Origin of the sequence: Spongiivirga sp. MCCC 1A20706, from assembly GCF_046524175.1 — a bacterium.
In the GTDB taxonomy this organism is placed as follows: Bacteria; Bacteroidota; Bacteroidia; order Flavobacteriales; family Flavobacteriaceae; genus Spongiivirga.
On the sequence record NZ_JBEFZF010000001.1, the window covers coordinates 750,854 to 769,252 of the forward strand.

Genomic DNA, 18,399 nt, shown 5'->3' on the forward strand with positions numbered 1-18,399 from the left:
ATACACCTCCCTCATCCCGATAGCTATCGGGACTCCTCGGGGAGGAACTTACTTTGATTTTTAAAATGCTGATCCTTTTAAATTGAGTCCAGTTGTTTCTGCAAAACCGAACATTAGGTTCATGTTTTGAATTGCTTGTCCACTGGCACCTTTAATTAGATTATCGATTATTGATGTGATTAATATTTTACTACCATGTTTTTTAATATGTAGAATACATTTATTCGTATTTAATACCTGTTTTAGACTAATAGATGAATCTGATATTATTGTAAAAGGTGATTCTTTGTAAAAATCATTAAACAGTGATTTTATTTCCTCTTCTGAGGCCATTATTTCCGTATAAGCAGTAGCATAAATTCCCTTACTAAAATTCCCCCGATTTGGAATAAATAATAGCTCATTTTTAAATTCACTTTGTAACTGATTGACAGATTCACTTATTTCATCCAAATGTTGATGATTAAAAACTTTATAGCTCGAAAAATTGTTATCTCGCCAACTAAAATGTGTAGTGCCTCCTGGCTTTACACCGGCGCCTGTACTTCCAGTTGTTGCATTAATATGAACATCTTTCTGCAATAAATTCTTGCCGGCCAACGGTAGTATTGCCAACTGAATTGCGGTAGCAAAGCAACCCGGATTTGCAATATAATTAGCTTTTTCGACCTCAATTTTATTCAATTCAGGTAGACCATATACAAATTCTTTTCCTTGAAAAACAGCATCTTTTTTTAATCTAAAATCATTACTTAAATCAATAATTTTAGTATTTGTAGAAAACGTATATTCTCGCAGGAAAGCTTTTGAATTACCATGGCCCAAACACAAAAACAATACGTCAACATCCGGATTCACGGTATTTGTAAATTTTATATCCGTATCGCCAATTAAATCGGCGTGCACCTCACTTAACAAGTTATTTCCTTTGGTAGTACTGAACACAAAATCGATTTCCACATCTGGATGGAAAACCAAAATGCGTATTAATTCGCCTGCAGTATAACCCGATCCTCCTATAATTCCTGCTTTTATCATGCTTCTTTATTTAGGTTATGATAAATTTTGCTTGCATTACCGTATAGTTTAATGAATCCTTTCGCGTCGTCCGCGGTCCAGGCTTTATTCATTTCCCCGTACTGACCAAAATTACTTTTCATCAAATCGTAATCCGATTCAATGCCATCTAAAGTAAAATGGTATGGTTTTAAGGTAATGAAAACCTTACCCGTTACTTGTTTTTGAGAATCGTCCAAAAACGCTTCTATATTTCGCATTACAGGATCTAAATAATTGGCCTCATGTAATAGCATACCGTACCAATTGGCAAGTTGGTCTTTCCAGTATTGTTGCCACTTACTGAGCACATGTTTTTCCAGTAAATGATGTGCTTTAATAATCAACAATGCCGCTGCTGCTTCAAACCCTACCCGACCTTTAATTCCGATAATAGTGTCTCCGACATGAATATCTCTACCAATTGCATACTTATTTGCGATCTCCTCCAGTTTCTGAATTATTGTTACCGGATCGGCCTTTAAACCGTCTATCGCCACAGGTTCTCCTTTTTCAAAATGAAGTGTGATTGTTCGTGAATCTGTTTTTTGTAGCTGACTTGGATAGGCGGAATCAGGTAAAGGCTTCTCCGAAGACAATGTCTCATTACCACCAACGCTAGTACCCCATAATCCTTTATTTATTGAATACTGAGCTTTTTCCCAACTATAAGCTACCCCATGAGATTTTAAAAAATTAACTTCTTCTTGCCTACTTAATTGTAAATCTCGAATTGGTGTGATAATCTCAATATGTGGTGCCATTGTTTGAAAAATAAGATCAAATCGTATTTGATCATTGCCGGCACCCGTACTACCATGCGCAATGTATTTTGCGCCTATTTCATTCGCATAATCTACCACTGCAATAGCTTGAAAAATACGCTCAGCACTTACAGATAAGGGGTAGGTATTATTCTTTAATACATTACCAAAAATGAGATATTTTACTGCCTTTTGGTAAAATTCTTTCAGTATGTTTTTGTTTTCGTGGTGCGCACTCCCCAATTCGAATGCGCGTTCTTTTACCTCTTCCAGCTCTTTTTCCTTAAAACCACCGGTATTAACCAATATGGTATGTACCTCAAGGTTCTTTTCATGAATTAAATACTTCACGCAGTAGGAAGTGTCTAGGCCTCCGCTATATGCTACAACAACTTTGTCCATTGTTTTTGATTGTTATTCTTTAGTAGAATAGATTGTTTTATTTGCTTTAATCTTTTCAATAATTTGGTGTTGAACCATTTTCTTTTCCCGTTTTTGCCATTCTTAGGATCGTACAACATTCCCGTGCATAAGCACATTTTATGCTGCTTCGATTTTAAGATATCATAATTGGAACAGGTTTGACAGCCTTGCCAAAACTTTTTATCATCAGTTAATTCTGAAAAAGTAACTGGTTTGTAGCCTAGATCAGAATTAATCTTCATAACAGCTAAACCAGTGGTAATACCAAATATTTTTGATTCAGGGAATTTCTTTTTTGATAGTTTGAAAATAGCTGCTTTTATCTTTCTGGCTAATCCCATATTTCTAAAATCAGGATGGACTATTAGACCAGAATTAGCAACATATTTCTGGTGACCCCATACTTCGATATAACAAAAACCGGCAAACTTTCCTTCATCAGAAATCGCAATTACAGCGTTACCATTATTCATTTTTGTATGAATATAGTCTGGTGATCTTTTGGCAATACCAGTACCTCTCACTTTAGCAGAATTGGCCATTACTTGACAAATTTCTTCAGCGAAATCAAGATGATCTTTAGATGCAACAACAATTTGAACGCGCTTCATAGCGTGTAAACGATGTTTTAGTAAAACGTTGAATTAAAAAGGGTTCTGGAAACTCACGGGGAAGAAGGACGCACCCTCTTCAAAAAGGAATGTTACGCGCAAAGGCGCGGACGGGGACGGCGAACGGGACGAACAGGTACTAAGGCAACTGATAAGTCACCGAAGAAAATGTAATATGTTGTTATTAAAAGGTTCACCGTTCTTTATTATACAAGTCAAACCTATAAAATAAATCTGACTCAGCGATCATCAATATTAATATTTCTTGTTTTTTTATGAAATACTCACAAAATCACTTAAAAAGTGATTAATCTGTAAATTATTGATTCCCTAAATCAGTCTTTTGTTAGTGTCTTGTTAAATATGATCACTCACTTTTTGAAAAAGTGAGTTCACTCATTCTCTGTAGCAACATAATCCTTTCCTGATTAGGTTTACTCAAAATAAAATAATCATGAAAAATTATTCAATACTAATCGTTATTACCTTATTGGTTATTATATCGTGTAAGAAAAACAAAGAACAGACCACCCAAATTCCTAACGAAGCTGATGTAAAAGAATTAGCCATGGGGCCTTATGTGTTAAGCCAAATTACATCTAAAGAAAACCTGCAAGTATTTGCAATTACTGGTAAAGATGAGATTAAAAAAGAATACATTACACTAGATATCGCTTTAAAAGAAAAGAAAGTTGAAGTAAGAGAGACGAGCAATGTAAACGAATTACGAATAGACAACAATAGTGAAGATACCATTTTTATTCACTCTGGTGATATTGTAAAAGGTGGAAAACAGGACCGTACAGTTGCTAACGATGTTATTATTAAACCAAACGCCAAAAACGTGCCTTTGGCCAGTTTTTGCGTTGAGCAAGGTAGATGGAGCCCTAGAAAAGGTGAACGATCTGACAAATTTGAAGAAAACTCAAAAATGCTCTCTTCAAAAAAACTAAAACTAGCCGCGAGGTATGATAGCAACCAACAAAAAGTTTGGGAAAAGGTTAGTGAAGAACAATCCAAGCTAAATAATAATTTATCATCACGAACAGGCAATAAGGTCGATGTTACCGAAAATGAATCCGCCTCCAGTTTACAATTAACATTAGAAAGCAACGAACTTAAAAAAGTGAAAAAGGAACTTCAAGAATCCGTTATAAAAGGCCTAAAAAATAAAGATAATGTAATTGGATATGCGTATGCCATTAACGGAAAAGTATATGGAGTTGATATCTATAATAGCAAGAAATTATTCAAGGATCTAACACCAAAAATCACAGAATCAATTGTTACTGAAGCGATTGTCGAATCGAATGACAGTATCCCTACAAAAGCAAAAATTGTTGATGTCAAGCACTTCATTGAACAATCAAAAATGATAGAAGACTCTAATAAAACAAAGAAAATTAATGAAACGACTGAATTAAATATTCGAGAAACCAAAGAAGGTTATTTGACTTTTTCATCAATTGATAAGGATCAGAAAAAATGGATTCATAAAAACTATTTAAAGAAAGAGAAGGAAAACAAAAAATCAACTACGGTACTTTCAACTCAAAGAAGAAGGTAAAACTAGGCAAAAGATAATAGTTTAAAGGCAAAAGGTAAAGGGAGATAACCTTATTTTCCTTCACCTTTTACCTATAAGCCTTTAACCCTTATTAAAGTATATAATCAGTACTTACAAAATTGCTAGCGCCAGAGTCAAGTAACTCATTTAAAATGGCATTATTATACTCATTATCCTTACTTGCAACAAAGGTTCTAATTGAAAAAGAACGCAGTGCATCATGCACACTCAACGTACTTACAGCAGAATCTTTTCGGCCGGTAAAAGGATACACATCAGGCCCTCGTTGACATGAGCTATTTAAGTTCACTCTACAAACTAAATTAACCAAAGTGTCAATTAATGGGGCAAGTGTTTTTATTTCCTTACCAAATAAACTTACTTGTTGACCATAATTTGATTCTGCAATATCATCTAGCGGTTCATCGATATTTGAAAAAGTTCTAATGGGCACTACGGGGCCAAATTGCTCTTCTTCATATACCTTCATATCTTTATTTACTGGGAACAATACCGCCGGAAAAATAAAATTGTCAATCACCTCCGCTCCACGTTGGTTAATTACCGCTGCTCCTTTATCTTTTGCATCTTGAATTAAGTCTTGAATGTAGTCGACTTTACCAGGCTCAGGAAGCGGAGTCAATTTCACACCTTCTTCCCAGGGGTTTCCATATTTCATGGAATCGACCGCCTCCGTGTAGCGCTTGTTGAATTCAGCAGCAATATTTTCATGTACATACACAATTTTCAACGCTGTACAACGCTGCCCATTGTACGACAATGTTCCTGCAGTACATTCACTAACCGCCAAGTCAAGATCAGCATCGGGTAACACAATAGCCGGATTCTTAGCCTCTAAACCTAGTACTAAGCGTAATCTGTTTGCTTTTGGGTGAAGGTTTTGTAACGCATTTGCTGATGAGCTGTGTCCTATAAGTGCCAATACATCAACACGGCCATCTTTCATGATCGGTGAAGCCACTGCCCTGCCCCGACCATACAAGACATTAACCACTCCAGGAGGAAAACTCTCTTTAAATGCCTTTAGCAAAGGGGATATTAATAGTACACCATGTTTAGCAGGTTTGAACACGGTAGTATTTCCCATTATTAATGCTGGAATTAACAAACAAAAAGTCTCATTAAGTGGGTAATTGTATGGACCCAAACATAATACTACACCAAGCGGACCGCGGCGAATATGTGCATGAATACCACTTTCCTTTTCAAAACGTGCGCTATCACGATCCATTTGTTTGTAATCTTCAATGGTATCATTTATATAATCAACCGTGCGATCGAATTCTTTTTCAGCATCGGCAACTGTTTTACATATTTCCCAAATAAGATATTTTACCACTTCCTCCCGCTGTGCCTTCATTTTTTCTACAAAAATCTCCATACACTTAATGCGATCGGCTACTTTCATTGTAGGCCATACACCCTGCCCTTTATCATACGCCTTAGAAGCAGCATCCAACGCATCAATTGCCTCTTTCTCACCCAAGGTTGGTATGGTTCCTAACAAGGTTTTTTCAAATTTGCCTGCATCATTCTCAGTTAAAATTGGTGAATACACCTCAGAAGTTGCTCCCGACCATTTGATCAATTCATTATTAACCAAATAGGTATCTTGGTTAAGCAACTTATTTAATTGAAATCGTTTGGGTATATTGTTTTTGGTTGGATTCATATTTTAAGATTAAAAAACCCCTCGACTACACTTGGGGCCATATATGTAGTTTCTACTTGTTTTTTTAAACTAGGAACTGAAAAAGATCAGGTTTGTTATTGATGTAGTCGCCATAAAAGTTTTTAGCTTTCATGCGTGCGACTAAGGGTTCGAAATCCGACTTTCGCTTCAATTCTATTCCAACCACTGCCGAGCCATTTTCTCGATTTGATTTTTTGGTGTATTCAAAATAGGTGATATCATCATCCGGACCCAAAATTTCGGCAACAAATTCTTTAAGTGCTCCCGCTCTTTGCGGAAAACGAATGATAAAGTAGTGTTTAAGATTCGCGTATAGCAGTGCCCGTTCGCTTATTTCAGCGGTACGCGTAATGTCATTATTACTTCCACTTACAATACAGACTACCTGCTTTCCCCTAATTTCATCTTTATAATAATCTAAAGCGGCTAGTGTTAATGCTCCAGCCGGTTCTACCACTATAGCATCTCTGTTATATAAATCCAAGATCGTTTGGCATACCTTACCTTCAGGTATCGTGGTCATTTGATGAAGAAATTCTTTACAGATATTAAAAGTAAGATCTCCTACTTGTTGCACAGCAGCGCCGTCTACAAACTTTTCAATGTCGAAAATCTTAGTGTTCACTCCGTTTTCGATCGATGTTTTCATAGATGGTGCTCCTTCTGGTTCAATACCAATGATTTTTGTATTTGGAGATAGTGTTTTAAACACACTACATAAACCGGATGCAAGACCACCACCCCCTACGGCCACAAACAGATAATCAATTTGCTTTGGTGCTTGCTCAAGAATTTCAAGACCAACGGTTGCCTGTCCTTCTATTACTTTTTTATCATCAAACGGATGTACGAATGAGCTACCATTTTCATTACAAAATTTCATCGCCGCATTATAGGAATCATCATAAGTATCACCTTCTAAAACAATTTGTACATGTGTACCACCAAACATTTTGGTCTGATCTATTTTCTGTTTTGGTGTAGGTGCGGGCATGAAAATTGTACCATTTATTCCTAGTCTTTCGCAAGACATGGCAACGCCTTGTGCATGATTACCCGCGCTTGCACAGACTACACCTGCTGCTTTTTCTTCGTCTGAAAGGGTGCTTATTTTATTAAACGCACCTCTTATTTTGTATGACCGTACCGGTTGAAGGTCTTCACGTTTTAAGAGCACATTCGCGTCAAAAGCACGGCCATAGGTAATGCTTGAAGTTAAAGGAGTTTTTTCAGCTACTCCCTTTAAATTCAAAGCGGCTTCGCGAACATCCCAGATTAATGGTATATATGTTTTTTTTGTTTCAGGCATAGGCCATTACCCACAAGCTATCAAAGAATGGGCACTAGAGTTATTTTCTTGTTAAACTATTTTTTTCATGTCAGTCATCGCTTCTCGTAATTCTTCCCCTACAATTTCTACTGGGTGATTACGTATAATATCATTAACCTCGATCAAGCGTTTGTTGTCGACACCAGTACCTTGACCATTTACAAAATCCTTCCCAATTACATTCACATCAATTTTCTCCATAAAATCCCTTAACAAAGGTTTCGCGGCATGATCGAATAAATAACAACCGTATTCAGCAGTGTCGGAAATCACGCGGTTCATTTCATAAAGCTTTTTACGTGCAATGGTATTAGCAATTAGCGGAGTTTCATGCAATGATTCGTAGTACGCAGATTCTTCAATGATTCCTGCTTCCGTCATTGTTTCAAAAGCCAACTCGACACCAGCACGCACAAATGCTACCATTAGTACTCCATGATCAAAATATTCTTGTTCTGAAATCGCTGCATCCGTAACGGCAGTTTTTTCAAACGCAGTTTCTCCGGTAGCAGCTCTCCAACCTAGAAGGTTTTTATCATCATTAGCCCAATCTTCCATCATTGTTTTTGAAAAATGTCCGGTCATAATATCATCCATATGTTTTTGAAATAGATCTCGCATGATATCTTTTAACTCTTCTGATAGCTCAAAAGCCTTAATTTTTGCCGGATTGGAAAGGCGGTCCATCATATTGGTAATTCCGCCATGCTTTAGGGCTTCGGTAATAGTTTCCCACCCATATTGAATCAATTTTGAAGCATAGCTAGGTTCAATACCTTGCTCAACCATTTTGTCAAAACACAAAATCGATCCTGTTTGCAGCACTCCGCAAAGAATGGTTTGCTCTCCCATTAAATCAGATTTTACCTCAGCCACAAATGAAGATTCTAAAACCCCTGCTCGGTCACCACCAGTAGCCACAGCATAGGCCTTTGCTTGTTCCAACCCATGGCCTTGCGGGTTATTATCAGGATGTACTGCTATCAAAGTAGGAACACCAAAGCCTCTTTTGTACTCTTCCCGAACTTCTGATCCTGGGCATTTTGGTGCCACCATGATCACCGTAAGATCTTCACGGATTTGCATTCCTTCTTCTACGATATTAAAACCATGCGAATACGATAAGGTTGCTCCCTTTTTCATCAAGGGCATCACTGCACTTACCACATTAGTATGTTGCTTATCAGGTGTAAGATTGATCACTATATCCGCAGTTGGGATTAAATCTTCATAAGTTCCCACCTTAAATCCATTGTCAGTTGCATTGATAAAAGACGCTCTCTTTTCCTTAATCGCACCTTCGCGTAGTGCATATGAAATATCAAGACCACTATCACGCATGTTCAATCCTTGGTTTAAGCCTTGGGCACCGCAACCAACGATTACGATTTTTTTATCTTTTAATGACGAAACTCCCTCAGAAAACTCCGATTGCTCCATAAATCTGCACTTGCCCAACTGTGTAAGCTGTTCGCGTAATGAAAGTGAGTTAAAATAATTAGCCATTTTGTTTTATTTAATTTTTAAGTATTGGTTTATAATTTAAACTGGTTGAAATTCTTTAAGTAACGATGAAATTTGCATTTCTTCTTTAGTAACCGATATGCGTCCTGATCGTACAAATTGCATCAAACCATAGGGCACTAAATCATTATACAAACGCTCAGTTTCATGACGAAACCCCGTTTTTTCAATCACAAAAAACTCACGCGATACGGTTACAATTTTTGCGTGACTATCTTTAATAATATTCTGTACCTGACGCTGTTCAAAAAGGGAATCTGATTTTACTTTATACAAAGCAGATTCTTGATAGATGGTTTCTTCATCTGTATGGTAGTAAGCGCGAATAACATCAATCTGTTTTTCCAGTTGCCCGACGATGCGCTTTACCCATTGTTCAGAAGTTTTAACAACAATAACAAAGCGATTTACACCTTCTATTTCTGATTGAGAAGTGTTTAAACTCTCGATATTAATGTGTCTTTTTAAAAATATACCTGAAACCCTATTTAAAAGGCCGACCATATTCTCTGTATACACCGATATGGTAAATGTTTTCTTTTCTTCGCTCATGATCAACTTAATCTTATATCTGAAACTGATGCCCCACTTGGAATCATTGGGAATACATTATCTTCTTTCTCTACGCAAACCTCTAGGAAATAGGCTTCTTTAGATTGAATCATTTCTTTTACAGCAGCTTCTAGGTGCTCTCTTTTTTCTACTCGTTTTGCCTTAATAAAATAGCCCTCAGCAATTTTTACAAAATCTGGATTAATAAGCTCAGTTGAAGCATACCGTTTATCAAAAAATAGCTGCTGCCACTGGCGTACCATTCCCAGAAAATCATTATTTAGTACCACGATTTTTACCGGAACCTTGGTTTGAAAAATAGTGCCTAGCTCTTGAATGGTCATTTGATAGCCGCCATCACCAATTATAGCTATCACCTCTCGTTCAGGTGCCCCCATTTTGGCACCAATTGCCGCTGGTAAAGCAAACCCCATGGTTCCTAAACCGCCTGAGGTGATATTACTTTTTGATTGATTGAATTTAGCATAGCGACACGCTATCATTTGATGTTGACCAACATCAGATACGATAACTGCTTCTTGTTTTGTTTCTTGATTGATCAATTTTAACACTTCACCCATTGTTAAACCTTCCTTTGTAGGATGAAGATCATTTTTGATCACTTTCTCAAATTCAATTTTATCCTTTTTACTAAACTCTTCTAACCAAGAGGTATAAGAGTTAGCATTTACTATCGGTAAAATCTGCGTAAGTGTTTCTTTTACATCTCCCAAAACGCCAACATCAACAGAAACATTCTTATTGATTTCTGCAGGATCTATTTCAAAATGAATAATTTTAGCCTGCTTTGCATAGGTTTCTAGATTACCTGTTACACGATCATCAAAGCGCATACCGATCGCTATCAAAACGTCACATTCGTTGGTCAGTACATTAGGACCATAATTGCCATGCATTCCTACCATACCTACATTTAATGGATGATCTGAAGGTATCGCTGAAACTCCCATAATCGTCCAGGCAGCGGGAATTCCCGTTTTTTCGACAAAAGCTTTGAACTCTTCTTCTGCCTCACCAAGTATTACGCCTTGGCCCCAAACAATCATCGGTTTTTTTGCGTTATTAATTAGGTTAGCTGCAGCTTCTAATTCGCTTTTTTGCACTTTCGGAACCGGTTTATAACTGCGAATACCAGTGCACTTTTTATAGCTGAAATCAAACTCTTCTATTTGTGCATTTTTAGTGATATCAATTAAAACAGGGCCAGGACGACCTGATTTTGCAATATAAAATGCCTTCGCAATCACTTCTGGAATTTCTGAAGCCTTTGTTATTTGATATGACCATTTAGTTACTGGTGTACAAATACCAACAATATCAGTCTCCTGAAACGCATCTGAACCTAATAAATGTCGGGGTACCTGACCGGTGATACATACCATCGGGGTTGAATCGATTTGCGCATCAGCAATACCGGTGACTAAATTGGTAGCTCCCGGTCCTGAGGTGGCCATAGCCACACCCACTCGACCAGAGACTCTTGCAAAGCCTTGTGCTGAATGTGTTGCCCCTTGTTCATGTCGAGTCAATACGTGCTGTAACTTATCTTGAAACTTATACAACTCGTCATAAATTGGCATAATTGCACCTCCAGGATAACCATAAAGAATATTAACATCTTCTGCTAACAATGATCGTATTACCGCTTCTGCTCCAGATATTCTTATTGAAGTTTCAGAAAGTTGGTTTTTAATAGTTTTTGCTTGTGTAGCCATACGACTATATTTTAAAATTCATCAGTCACACAGCCTTGTGAAGCTGATGATACTGTTCTTGCATATTTATAAAGTACTCCGCGTTCAAATTTCAATGGTGGTTGTATCCATTTTGCTTTTCGTGAAGCAATTTCTTCATCACTTAAATCAACGTTTATCGTATTGGTTTCTGCATCGATGGTAATAACATCGCCGTCTTGTAAAATGGCGATCGTCCCCCCTTCTTGGGCTTCCGGAACAATGTGACCTACCACAAAACCATGGGTCCCTCCGGAAAATCTCCCATCTGTAATAAGGGCCACTTCCTTACCGAGTCCAGCACCCATAATTGCCGAAGTCGGCTTTAGCATCTCCGGCATTCCGGGGCCACCTTTAGGACCTTCATACCGAATAACTACCACATCGCCTTTTTTCACCATTCCGTTTTTAATACCATCATTTGCTTCGAATTCTCCCTCGAAGACTTTGGCAGTTCCCGTAAAGGTTAATCCCTCTTTTCCTGTAATTTTGGCAACAGCGCCTTCTTCGGCAATGTTTCCATATAAAATTCGCAAATGACCAGTCACTTTAATTGGCTGATCTATTGGCTTAATAACCTGCTGATTTTCATCAAGACTTGGTACAACTGCCAGATTCTCAGCAAGCGTTTTTCCGGTTACCGTTAAACAATCACCATGCAATAAACCCTGTCCCAACAAGTATTTCAATACTGCCGGAATACCGCCAACTCTATGTACATCTTCCATCAGATATTTTCCGCTTGGTTTTAAGTCGGCTAGAAAGGGTGTAGAATCGCTAATGTTTTGAAAATCGTCGAGAGTAAATTCAATATTAGCAGCTTTTGCAATGGCTAGAAAATGAAGTACTGCATTAGTAGATCCACCTAAAATGGTAATTAGCCGCACTGCATTTTCCAATGACTTGCGTGTTACAATGTCTGATGGTTTAATATCGTTTTCAATGAGATATTTTAAAGCGCGACCGGCTTCTCTAGATTCTTCTTGTTTTTGATTACTAGTGGCCGGATTTGACGAATTATAAGGTAACGCCATACCCAAAGCTTCAATGGCAGAAGCCATGGTATTAGCCGTGTACATACCACCACAGGCTCCTGCCCCTGGACACGCATTTTGAACTACGCTTTTAAATTGTTTATCATCAATTTTACCAGCTACTTTTTCACCCCATGCTTCAAAAGCAGAAACTACGTCAAGTTTTTTATCATTAAGGCACCCCGAGGCAATAGTACCACCATATACTAGAACTGAGGGTCTGTCTAAACGTAACATTGCCATCAAAGCTCCAGGCATATTCTTATCACAACCAACTACCGTAACCAATCCGTCATAGCTCATTGCTTGGACAACAGTTTCCATTGAATCTGCAATAACATCACGCGAAGGAAGTGAAAAGCGCATTCCTGGTGTTCCCATAGAAATACCATCACTAACACCTATTGTATTGAATATTAAGCCAACCAAATCAGCATCTTGAGTTCCTTCTTTCACCAATACTGCAAGATCATTTAAATGCATATTACAAGGGTTTCCCTCGTAGCCTGTGCTTGCTATACCTACCAAGGGTTTTTTAAAATCATCTTCGGTAAGTCCAATGGCATGCAACATGGCTTGAGCGGCTGGTTGGGTCTCATCTTGTGTTACTACTTTGCTGTATTTGTTATAGCTCATTCTTTGTATTAAATAGTTCCGCTAACCGAAATTAATTAGTTTGAAAAAGTGAAATTTTAACAGTTTGACTTTAGTTATCAAACTCAATTGCTGTTTTATATCATTAAGTATTTGATAATCAATTTATTAAATGATATTTTATACTACTGCCAATCAATATTTATTATCTATAATTTGATTGTATTAAAAAAGCCTGTATCAACATCTGACACAGGCTTTTATATAGCAACGCAAAACCGTATCAGCTCATAAATGAACTAATAATGACCAGTACGTTGTTAACAATTAAATTCTTAAACACGAAGACAAGGTTATATATAATTTTTTACATTGTCACCGTCTTCCTAAATTTTTAGGAGATTGATAAAAAAACAACGCTGATTTTACCATTTTATGAAAAATGACCTCGATAATATCATTAACGCACAACGAAACTTTTTTAATGCTCAAGAGACGAAGTCCATTCCATATCGAATAGCAGCCTTAAAAAGGTTGCGATCTGAAATACATAAAAGAGAAGCTGATATTCATAAAGCGGTTCATCAAGACTTCAAAAAATCTGAGTTCGAATCGGTATTATCAGAAACCGGGATTGTTGAGAAAGAATTAAATCTTTTAATAAAAAAACTAGCCAGCTGGTCAAGACCACAGCGAGTAAAGTCGTCAATGCTTAATTTTCCCTCGTCTGACTATATTTATAAAGATCCTTATGGAACGGTACTTATCATAGCACCATGGAACTATCCTTTTCAATTAGCAATGGTCCCATTAATAGGAGCTATAGCCGCAGGTAATACGGCGGTTGTAAAACCTTCTGAATTAACTCCGCATACCTCTAGCGTAATTGTTGAAATTTGTAATGCGGTTTTCGAGGAGGAGTATGTTGCGGTAGTAGAAGGCGGTGTGGAGATTTCTACCGAATTACTTTCGAAAAAATGGGACTATATATTTTTTACAGGAAGTGTTTTTGTTGGAAAAATTGTCGCCAAGGCAGCTGCAGAGCACTTGACTCCTGTTACATTGGAGTTAGGTGGTAAAAATCCCTGCATTATCGACCACTCTGCAAAAATAAAGTTAGCGGCAAAACGATTGGTCTGGGCAAAATTCTTAAATGGTGGACAAACCTGTGTTGCACCAGACTACATTTTAGTTGACAACAAGATAAAGGCTGATTTTATTAAATACTATGACCTAGAAATTAAAAATGCCTATGGTGAAAACCCTAAAAACTCGCCTGACTATCCAAGAATCATTAATAAGAAAAACTTTGAGCGCTTAGAAAAAATGCTGGTAGGCGAGCAAATCGCAGTTGGTGGTACAACTGACGCTTCAGAAAATTATATTGCGCCTACTATTATCGATCAACCAGCTATGGACAGTGAGGTCATGAAAGACGAGATTTTTGGACCGATTTTACCCGTATTGGGTTATAATAATGAGCAAGAAATAGATCAAATCATTCGTTCATATGATAAATCCCTATCATTATATGTGTTCTCTACTAGAAAGTCCTTTGTAAAGAAAATACTTTCTACTTATTCGTTTGGCGGCGGTGTTATTAATGATGCCATCGTGTATTATGCAAACCCCAATTTACCCTTTGGAGGTGTTGGAAACAGCGGTATTGGCGGATATCATGGAAAACAGACTTTTGACACCTTTACCCATAACAAAGCAATCTCTAAAAGAGCCAACTGGCTAGATGCTCCCATCAGATATGCGCCATATAAAGGAAAACTTGGGCAATTGAGATTGTTTTTGAAGTGGTTTTAGTTTAGATGTGAGCTTATATATTAAATAGCAAATTGCAAAGACCAATACTATACTTAAACTATTAAGTCAAAACTTCAAACTTAAAGGCAGTTCCCGGGCTAAATTGTGAAATGGAATTAACGGCATTTTCTGTGAGTTGCAAAACGCGCGGATATCCCCCTGTAGTTTGTGCATCACGCATCAAGACTATTAGTGTTCCCGAAGGCGTCAATTGAACTGTTCCCGGTAATACCCCAAAAGTTAAAATTGATGGCAAGCTATTTTCAATTTTTTCCTCAAGTTGAATTCCCATTCGATTATATATATTAGAAATCGAAAAATTAATAGTTAGTAAGGCTTCTTGTTGATGTTTAGAAAGTAACTTGAATTCTGGGCCTTTGTATACTTTAATAGGAACTTTGTTAGAAGGCAAATCAGCAATCATTGAAGAAACTATCTTATTTGTGCTTTTTTTTAAAGCCACAGTCACTCCCTTTTGCAGACGGAGATGATCGCTGATATTTGAATAGTAGCTATGGCTATTCATAACTGCTCGTAACTGATATCCTCCTGAAAGAGCGATATAACCATACACCCCTTTTCTATTTCCTTTAAAACTCAATTCATCATTGGCAGCGACTTCTATAGATATATTCATCTGGATGTCTCGCTTGTTAAGTAACGGCGAAAAATCAGCCCCAGTTATGGCTATTCTAGTATTGGTTTCAAATTTCAATCTAGGGGCCCGTATTGCAAATTCTATGACCGCTTCACCATTAGGATTACCGACTAATTTATTGGCAAATACCATTGATTGCTGGTCCATTGCACCAGAAACCGGTACTCCAAAGTGCCTATAACCAAAGCGCCCCATATCTTGAAAAGAGCTTAAAAAACCTGGATGTAGCACTTTAATCATTTAATACCGTTTTTTCGAGTTGATATCTACCCAAATCAACTTTTTGCTTAATCTCCTTAAAGTCAGAACGGTTTATAGGAATAAAAACAATCTCATCACCTGCTTTTGCAAAACAAGGGTTAGTGTCATTTGGCTCAAACCAATTTATAGGGCTATTACCAATCACATACCACCCTCCTGGACTATTTAAAGGATACACTCCCGTCTGAGAACCACCAATTGCTACACTCCCTTTTTTAATGTTTAACGCAGGGGTCGATTTTCTAGGCAAGAATAATTCCCCACGAAGTCCACCCAAGTATAAAAAACCAGGTAAAAAACCCACAAAATGCACTGTATAGATTGTATTAGAATGTAAGGCAACCACTTCATCAATTGACAGCTTTTTTTGTGTAGTAAACTCATTCATATCAACTCCAAAAAAAGCATCATAACACACTGGAACACTCCATCGGAAATTAGCAGAACGCTCCGTCTCTTCAGTCTTAAAATAAATGGCTAAAAGTTGATTTTTAAAGCTATAGAAATTATCTATTGAATCGCCATAAATTATTATTAATGAGTTATATGCAGGTATTATATCAACAATTAATTTAACTGAATGGCGTTTAATTAAATTGATAAACCTTACCTTATCTTTTAGTATTCGCACATCGATTTCATCGGGCCATTCAATTAAAATTCCGTTGGAGCCATATTGGGAATATTGTAGTTGAAATAATTCCATTTATGCGATCGTACAACCTTGTTCATTTAGCTTTTTCGTCAAGCCTTTTACCAACTCTAATGCTTTAGGGTTATCACCGTGTACACAAAAGGTATCTGCCTTTATTTTAATACGTTTTCCAGTGTGAGTCAAAAGCTCATTTCCTAATATACTCAAAACGTGTTTCACGGCAGTATCGACATCATAAATTAAAGCATTTTCCTTAAATCTCGAAACCAACCTCCCATCATCTTCATAGTTTCTATCAGCAAAAGCCTCATAAATAACAGGCAGGTTATAATTGATTGCTAAGTCCGAAATTTCGGAATTATAAGGAGTATATATTGGTATATCACTAAACACATTGTGAATTGCTTTTAATAAACAATTAGCAACTGTCATATTCACGGCACCCTCATTATATAATGCTCCGTGCGGTTTAATATGGTGAATGGTAGCATCCAAACTTTCTGCTACTTTTTTAAATAACTCAAGCTGATATTCAAGGCTTGCTTGTAGTTCATCTAAACCAAGTGAAAGTACTTTTCTGCCGAAGTTAGTTTTGTCCGGATATGATGGATGCGCCCCTATCTTGACATCATACCTTTGTGCCAACTTAATGGTTTCCGTGATAGATTTTTCATCTCCATAATGGCCACCACAAGCGATATTGCAAGAGCTAATAAGTTGCATTAACTGTTCATCAAACTCAAAGCCCTCACCCAAATCGCAATTTATGTCTACCGTGGTGTTCATAGCTGGGATATTACCTTCAATATACTTTTGGCGCCTAAAAAAATGGTAAACCCTACAATAAGAACTCCCAAAATATTCTGGAATTTAGTATTTGTATGCGTGCCAAGAATCTGTTTTTTATTCATTATCCACAAAAGAAAAATTGCAATTATGGGTAATAACAAACCATTAGTAATTTGGGCAAACCATATCACTTGAATAGGGCTAATGCTTAAAGAAGAAAATAAAATACCTATTACAAGTACTAATGCCCAAATAGCACGTAATTTATTGGATCGTAAGTTAGGCGACCAGCCAAAACAGCCTGCCGCAACATACGCTGCCGCTAAGGGAGCTGTTATAGCGGAGGTAAGCCCTGCTGCAAATAAACCAGTTCCCATTACGTATTTTGCATAAGAACCGAATAAAGGCTCTAAACTTTTTGCCAAATCCGCCCCATTGGTAATTTCGCCAGAACTAATAGCCGTTGCGGTAATGATAACCATCATGGACACTACTCCTCCTAAAATTATGGCTATGTAGGTATCAAATCGAACATTTTTAAGATCCGTTCCTTTCTTCCATTTAGCGTTTACCAACGAAGCATGCAAGAACAAGTTGTAAGGCACCACAGTAGTGCCTATTAAGGCTGCAACATCCAATACTGTCTCTTCGTTTAAGTTAGGTATAAAAATACCCTTTATGATTGCAGTCATATTCGGTTTAGTGACCACTGCAGTAATAAGAAACGACAGGCTCATTAAGATTACTAGTGCGATTAAAATACGTTCAAGAAACTTATAATTACCAATATATAGTAAACCAAAAGCCATAAAACCAATGATAATACTGATGTAATTGTACGATTGGCTACCTAGCTTTAACTGACCACTTCCCACAATAGTCTCCAATCCTAAAACGCCTCCCGTGACATTTCCTGCCTCATAAGCAGCATTACCAATAATAATAGCAGAAACAATTAAAAACAAGGTTATAATTTTGAGAAAGGGATGCTGTAATTGAGAGCGAATTGCTTCAGAAAGTCCAGCTTTTGAAATAAGACCTAACCTTGCCGCCATTTCCTGTAAAACTATAGTCGCTGCTATCGATATAGCCAATGCCCATAAAAGTGAATAGCCAAATCGAACGCCTGCTAAGGAGCATACCGTAATGGTACCGGGGCCTATAAAAGCAGCGGCCACTAAAGGACCAGGACCAATGTTTTGTAGTTTTTTAAACAAAAATGTTGCTAAGTTATTGGTTTACGGAGTTAATGGTTGTTTAAAAATCCCTTGGGCTATTTTCAAAGTTCAGCGTTATGA

15 protein-coding genes are annotated in these 18,399 nt (G+C 37.3%); 2 read left to right on the plus strand and 13 right to left on the minus strand.

Annotated features, from left to right (window positions below; all coding sequences use genetic code 11):
* Positions 1–60: 60 nt before the first annotated feature.
* The 3 genes from argC to ABN763_RS03525 are packed head-to-tail and all read right to left on the minus strand — an operon-like array spanning position 61 to position 2,854.
* Complete coding sequence (argC, locus tag ABN763_RS03515) at positions 61–1,038, minus strand: N-acetyl-gamma-glutamyl-phosphate reductase (protein WP_410484033.1); 978 nt, start codon at positions 1,036–1,038, stop codon at positions 61–63.
* Entirely contained in the window at positions 1,035–2,222 is a 1,188-nt protein-coding gene (gene argG / locus ABN763_RS03520; protein ID WP_410484034.1) for an argininosuccinate synthase, read from the minus strand. The genes argC and argG overlap by 4 nt, the downstream gene beginning before the upstream one ends.
* Positions 2,204–2,854, minus strand: coding sequence for a GNAT family N-acetyltransferase (locus tag ABN763_RS03525; RefSeq protein ID WP_410484035.1), 651 nt, complete (start codon positions 2,852–2,854; stop codon positions 2,204–2,206). Before ABN763_RS03525 ends, argG begins: the two co-directional genes overlap by 19 nt.
* 454 nt (positions 2,855–3,308) lie before the next feature.
* Between ABN763_RS03525 and ABN763_RS03530 the strand changes: the two genes are divergently transcribed.
* Entirely contained in the window at positions 3,309–4,421 is a 1,113-nt protein-coding gene (locus ABN763_RS03530; protein WP_410484036.1) for an ARPP-1 family domain-containing protein, read from the plus strand.
* Between the two features lie 91 nt (positions 4,422–4,512).
* Here the strand turns inward: ABN763_RS03530 and ABN763_RS03535 are convergent, their stop codons facing one another.
* The 6 genes from ABN763_RS03535 to ilvD form a co-directional block, all read right to left on the minus strand.
* Positions 4,513–6,114, minus strand: coding sequence for an NADP-dependent glyceraldehyde-3-phosphate dehydrogenase (locus ABN763_RS03535; RefSeq protein ID WP_410484037.1), 1,602 nt, complete (start codon positions 6,112–6,114; stop codon positions 4,513–4,515).
* Between the two features lie 64 nt (positions 6,115–6,178).
* Positions 6,179–7,444 (minus strand): threonine ammonia-lyase IlvA, encoded by a 1,266-nt coding sequence (ilvA, locus tag ABN763_RS03540; RefSeq protein ID WP_410484038.1) that lies wholly within the window; start codon positions 7,442–7,444, stop codon positions 6,179–6,181.
* A gap of 51 nt (positions 7,445–7,495) precedes the next feature.
* Entirely contained in the window at positions 7,496–8,971 is a 1,476-nt protein-coding gene (ilvC, locus tag ABN763_RS03545; RefSeq protein ID WP_410484039.1) for a ketol-acid reductoisomerase, read from the minus strand.
* Between the two features lie 36 nt (positions 8,972–9,007).
* Entirely contained in the window at positions 9,008–9,541 is a 534-nt protein-coding gene (ilvN, locus tag ABN763_RS03550) for an acetolactate synthase small subunit (RefSeq protein WP_410484040.1), read from the minus strand.
* 2 nt (positions 9,542–9,543) lie between these two features.
* On the minus strand, positions 9,544–11,277 hold the full coding sequence (gene ilvB, locus ABN763_RS03555) for a biosynthetic-type acetolactate synthase large subunit (protein WP_410484041.1): 1,734 nt from the start codon (positions 11,275–11,277) through the stop codon (positions 9,544–9,546).
* Positions 11,278–11,288: 11 nt separating this feature from the next.
* On the minus strand, positions 11,289–12,965 hold the full coding sequence (gene ilvD, locus ABN763_RS03560; protein ID WP_410484042.1) for a dihydroxy-acid dehydratase: 1,677 nt from the start codon (positions 12,963–12,965) through the stop codon (positions 11,289–11,291).
* 393 nt (positions 12,966–13,358) lie between these two features.
* On the opposite strand from ilvD, the gene ABN763_RS03565 reads away from it, so the two are divergent.
* A complete protein-coding gene (locus ABN763_RS03565) occupies positions 13,359–14,738 on the plus strand; it encodes an aldehyde dehydrogenase (RefSeq protein ID WP_410484043.1) in 1,380 nt (459 codons plus the stop codon).
* A 61-nt stretch (positions 14,739–14,799) separates the two neighbouring features.
* Here the strand turns inward: ABN763_RS03565 and ABN763_RS03570 are convergent, their stop codons facing one another.
* From ABN763_RS03570 to ABN763_RS03585, 4 genes are read right to left on the minus strand one after another with little or no spacing between them, the layout of a single operon-like run.
* A complete protein-coding gene (locus ABN763_RS03570; protein WP_410484044.1) occupies positions 14,800–15,636 on the minus strand; it encodes a biotin-dependent carboxyltransferase family protein in 837 nt (278 codons plus the stop codon).
* Entirely contained in the window at positions 15,629–16,363 is a 735-nt protein-coding gene (gene pxpB / locus ABN763_RS03575) for a 5-oxoprolinase subunit PxpB (RefSeq protein ID WP_410484045.1), read from the minus strand. The genes ABN763_RS03570 and pxpB overlap by 8 nt, the downstream gene beginning before the upstream one ends.
* Complete coding sequence (pxpA, locus tag ABN763_RS03580) at positions 16,364–17,098, minus strand: 5-oxoprolinase subunit PxpA (RefSeq protein ID WP_410484046.1); 735 nt, start codon at positions 17,096–17,098, stop codon at positions 16,364–16,366.
* Positions 17,095–18,318 (minus strand): Nramp family divalent metal transporter, encoded by a 1,224-nt coding sequence (locus ABN763_RS03585; RefSeq protein ID WP_410484047.1) that lies wholly within the window; start codon positions 18,316–18,318, stop codon positions 17,095–17,097. The genes pxpA and ABN763_RS03585 overlap by 4 nt, the downstream gene beginning before the upstream one ends.
* Positions 18,319–18,399 lie beyond the last annotated feature (81 nt).

Coding starts and splice junctions, on each gene's coding strand:
- ABN763_RS03570 (WP_410484044.1), bottom strand. CDS start 15,636: ATGATTAAAGTGCTACATCCAGGTTTTTTAAGCTCTTTTCAAGATATG.
- argC (WP_410484033.1), bottom strand. CDS start 1,038: ATGATAAAAGCAGGAATTATAGGAGGATCGGGTTATACTGCAGGCGAA.
- pxpB (WP_410484045.1), bottom strand. CDS start 16,363: ATGGAATTATTTCAACTACAATATTCCCAATATGGCTCCAACGGAATT.
- ilvA (WP_410484038.1), bottom strand. CDS start 7,444: ATGCCTGAAACAAAAAAAACATATATACCATTAATCTGGGATGTTCGC.
- ilvN (WP_410484040.1), bottom strand. CDS start 9,541: ATGAGCGAAGAAAAGAAAACATTTACCATATCGGTGTATACAGAGAAT.
- ABN763_RS03525 (WP_410484035.1), bottom strand. CDS start 2,854: ATGAAGCGCGTTCAAATTGTTGTTGCATCTAAAGATCATCTTGATTTC.
- ABN763_RS03530 (WP_410484036.1), top strand. CDS start 3,309: ATGAAAAATTATTCAATACTAATCGTTATTACCTTATTGGTTATTATA.
- ilvD (WP_410484042.1), bottom strand. CDS start 12,965: ATGAGCTATAACAAATACAGCAAAGTAGTAACACAAGATGAGACCCAA.
- ilvC (WP_410484039.1), bottom strand. CDS start 8,971: ATGGCTAATTATTTTAACTCACTTTCATTACGCGAACAGCTTACACAG.
- ilvB (WP_410484041.1), bottom strand. CDS start 11,277: ATGGCTACACAAGCAAAAACTATTAAAAACCAACTTTCTGAAACTTCA.
- pxpA (WP_410484046.1), bottom strand. CDS start 17,098: ATGAACACCACGGTAGACATAAATTGCGATTTGGGTGAGGGCTTTGAG.
- ABN763_RS03535 (WP_410484037.1), bottom strand. CDS start 6,114: ATGAATCCAACCAAAAACAATATACCCAAACGATTTCAATTAAATAAG.
- argG (WP_410484034.1), bottom strand. CDS start 2,222: ATGGACAAAGTTGTTGTAGCATATAGCGGAGGCCTAGACACTTCCTAC.
- ABN763_RS03565 (WP_410484043.1), top strand. CDS start 13,359: ATGAAAAATGACCTCGATAATATCATTAACGCACAACGAAACTTTTTT.